Origin of the sequence: Streptomyces sp. NPDC057543, assembly GCF_042801895.1 — a bacterium.
Lineage (GTDB): Bacteria > Actinomycetota > Actinomycetes > Streptomycetales > Streptomycetaceae > Streptomyces.
Map to the genome: position 1 here is coordinate 1 of NZ_JBHVFF010000487.1, position 3,567 is coordinate 3,567.

Consider the following 3,567-nt stretch of genomic DNA (forward strand, 5'->3'; position numbering starts at 1 on the left):
CCGGCGGGCCGGCCCGCTTCCATCGCGTTCGGCGGACGGGCCGCCCTCGGCCGGATGAGAAACGGGCCCGGACATTGCGCCCTCGACCGGACGAGAAGCGGCGCCTGGACGCTGCGCCCTCGACCGGACGAGGCGCAGGCGGTCGGTCCGGCGGGCCGGCCCGCTTCCATCGCGTTCGGCGGACGGGCCGCCCTCGGCCGGATGAGAAACGGGCCCGGACATTGCGCCCTCGACCGGACGAGGAGCGGCGCGTGGACGCTGCGCCATCGGCCGACGAGAGGAGGAGCACGACGGCCGCCGGATCTCCGGTGCTCAGGCCTCCCCGTTCGAGGCCGATTCGTCCGCGATCCGCTCGTGGTGGCGGATGACCTCCGCCACGATGAAGTTCAGCAGCTTCTCCGCGAAGGCCGGGTCCAGGTGCGCGCTCTCCGCCAGTTGCCTCAGCCGGGCGATCTGCCGGCTCTCGCGGGCCGGGTCGGCCGGGGGGAGCTGGTGGGCGGCCTTGAGGTGGCCGACCTGCTGGGTGCACTTGAAGCGCTCGGCGAGCATATGGACGACAGCGGCGTCAATGTTGTCGATGCTCTCGCGCAGCCGGTTCAGTTCCGCGGTCACGGACTCGTCGGTGTCCCTCGTGGTCATGGTCAGCGAGCTTAGACGGCCGGGCCCTGGGTGGTGATCACCGGTGGGTGATCCGGGTCCGGGACCTGGTCGCTCCAGCCGCCCGGGACGTTGCGGCCCTGCTGTTCGCGGAACCGGACCGGGGCGGCGCCCACCCGGCGGGCGAAGAGGCGGGAGAAGTACGCCGGGTCGTCGTAGCCGACACGTCGGGCGACCGCGGCGACCGGCAGGTCGGTGGCGGCGAGGAGTTCCTTGGCGCGGCCGAGCCGGATGCCGAGGAGGTAGTCCTTCGGGCTGCAGCCCGCGCCCCGCCGTACCACCGTGCGCAGTTCGGAGGGTGTCATGCCGTGCCGGGCCGCGTGCTCGGCGACGGACAGCGGCTGGAAGGCGTCGCGGGCGAGGGCCTGGAGGACCGGGTCGCCGTCGGGGCTGACATCGGCGCGGGCCCGGCGCAGGGCGACGAGGAGTTCGTGGACGGCGGCGCCGGTCTCCACCTCCAGCAGCGGGTTGCCGCGCCGGGCCGCCCGCACCATCCGCCCCACCGCGGCCCGGGGGCCCGCCGTGTCGGCGAGCGGGACGAGCGGGCGGTCGGGCTCGATGTAGCCGAGTTCGGTGTACGTGGCGGTGGCGGGGCCGGTGAAGTCGACGAAGCTCTCGTCCCAGCCGGTGCCGGGGTCGGCGCCGTAGTGGTGCGGGGTGCCGGGGGTCAGCCAGATCAGGCTGGGGGCGACGACGGGGACCCGGCGGCCGTCCGTGCCGCTGAACCAGCCGCTGCCGGAGTTGATGACGACGGCCACGTGGTGGTCCAGGGTGCGCGGGCCGACCGTCGGCAGGGCGCCGTGCTGCAGTCCCACACCGAGACAGACGAGGCCCAGCCGGTGGTGGAGCGGGCTGGGAGTGAAGAAACGCATCCAGGTGTGGTACATCGGCCTTCCTTCCTCCCCTTTCATCTTTCATCGCGTTGGTCCGAACAATTGTGTCCAAACAGCAGTGATCTTTGTCCATGGACCGGCCGCACGCCAGGGGGCGAAGGTTGGTTGCAACATTCCTCCCGGGTTCGCCCGCTCCGTGGTGCGTGCCGTCGTGCGACCCGGGGCCGCGCGGCCCCGGGGGACCGCACGCACAGGAGAGTACGAGCACGATGGCTGACTTCACCGTGGGGGACGACCACTTCCGGCTCGACGGGAAGCCCGTACGGCTGCTGTCGGGGGCCCTGCACTACTTCCGGGTCCACGAGGCGCAGTGGGACCACCGGCTGTCGATGCTGCGCGCCATGGGTCTCAACTGCGTCGAGACGTATGTTCCGTGGAATCTCCATGAGCCGCGACCCGGCCGGTTCCGGGACGTGGCGGCGCTGGGCCGGTTCCTGGACGCGGCGCAGCGGGCCGGGCTGTGGGCGATCGTCCGCCCGGGCCCGTACATCTGTGCCGAATGGGAGAACGGTGGTCTGCCGGCCTGGGTGACGGGGCGGTTCGGACGGCGGGTGCGGACCCGCGACGAGGAGTACCTGGGCGCCGTGGAGCGGTGGTTCACGGCGCTGCTGCCGCAGGTGGTGCAGCGGCAGATCGGGCGCGGCGGCCCGGTGATCATGGTCCAGGCGGAGAACGAGTACGGGAGCTACGGCACCGATCAGGTCTATCTCCGGCGGGTGGCCGGGATGCTGCGGGAGCGCGGGGTGACCGTGCCGCTGTTCACCTCCGACGGGCCGGAGGACCACATGCTCACGGGCGGTTCCGTGCCGGGGCTGCTCGCCACGGCGAACTTCGGGTCGGGCGCACGGGAGGCGTTCGAGGTGCTGCGCCGCCATCAGCCGAAGGGGCCGCTGATGTGCATGGAGTTCTGGTGCGGTTGGTTCGAGCACTGGGGTGCCGAGCCGGTCGTACACGATCCGGAGCGGGCCGCCGACTCGCTGCGGGAGATCCTGGAGTGCGGGGCCTCGGTGAACATCTACATGGCGCACGGGGGCACGAACTTCGCCGGGTGGGCGGGTGCCAACCGGTCCGGTCCACTGCAGGACAAGGACTTCCTGCCGACGGTGACGTCGTACGACTACGACGCGCCGATCGACGAGTACGGCCGCCCCACGGAGAAGTTCCGGCAGTTCCGCAAGGTGCTCGCCGAGTACGCGGACGGACCGCTTCCGGAGCTTCCGCCCGAGCCCGCGGGCCTGGCCGCTCCGGTACGGGCGGAGCTGACGGACTGGGCTCCGCTGACCGCCGTACTGGAGGCGCTGGGCGACGAGGAATCGGCGACGACCGGCGTTCCGCCGACCTTCGAGGAGCTGGGGGTCGACCGGGGCCTGGTGCGCTATCAGGTCGCCGTGCCGGGGCCGCGCCGCCCGTACACCCTGGGTCTGACGGGGCTCCGGGACCGGGCCGTGGTGTACGTGGACGGTGTCCGCCAGGGTGTGCTGAGCGAGGAGAACGGCACTCTGGACGAGCCGGTGGCCGGGCCTGCGGAGGTCGAACTGTGGGTGGAGTCCCTGGGCCGCGTCAACTACGGGCGGCGGCTCGGTGAGCCCAAGGGGATCACGGGCGGAGTGCTGCACGAACGGCAGTTCCTGCACGGTGTACGCGCCCGTGGGCTGCGGCTGGAGGCGTTCGAGGAGCCAGACGCGCTGGTCGGGGTGGTTTTCGGGAGCGTCACGGGGGCCGGGCGTACGGGGCTGTTCCGGGGGGAGTTCGAGGTCGCGGGGGTGGCCGGCACCGGGCATGCGGGGCTCGAACTGCCGGGCTGGACACGCGGCTTCGTGTGGGTGAACGGCTTCTGCCTGGGGCGCTACTGGTCTGCGGGGCCGCAGCGGACGCTGTACGTGCCGGGGCCGGTGCTGCGGGAGGGCGCCAACGAGGTGTGGGTGCTGGAACTGGAGGACGCGGGCACGCCGTATGCCGAGCTGGGCCCGGGGGTGCCCGTCCGGACGGGCACCCCCGGGGATGTTCAGGTGTGAGT

General features: G+C 72.4%; 3 protein-coding genes. 1 reads left to right on the forward strand and 2 read right to left on the reverse strand.

Annotation, left to right across the window (positions count from 1 at the left end; all coding sequences use genetic code 11):
* Positions 1-312: 312 nt before the first annotated feature.
* Positions 313-639, reverse strand: coding sequence for a chorismate mutase (locus tag ACFU8Q_RS40230; RefSeq protein WP_384464804.1), 327 nt, complete (start codon positions 637-639; stop codon positions 313-315).
* An 11-nt stretch (positions 640-650) separates the two neighbouring features.
* A complete protein-coding gene (locus ACFU8Q_RS40235; protein ID WP_384464807.1) occupies positions 651-1,544 on the reverse strand; it encodes a helix-turn-helix domain-containing protein in 894 nt (297 codons plus the stop codon).
* Between the two features lie 215 nt (positions 1,545-1,759).
* On the opposite strand from ACFU8Q_RS40235, the gene ACFU8Q_RS40240 reads away from it, so the two are divergent.
* Positions 1,760-3,565: a beta-galactosidase family protein gene (locus ACFU8Q_RS40240; RefSeq protein ID WP_384464810.1), complete on the forward strand. Its 1,806-nt coding sequence runs from the start codon at positions 1,760-1,762 to the stop codon at positions 3,563-3,565.
* Positions 3,566-3,567: the final 2 nt, after the last annotated feature.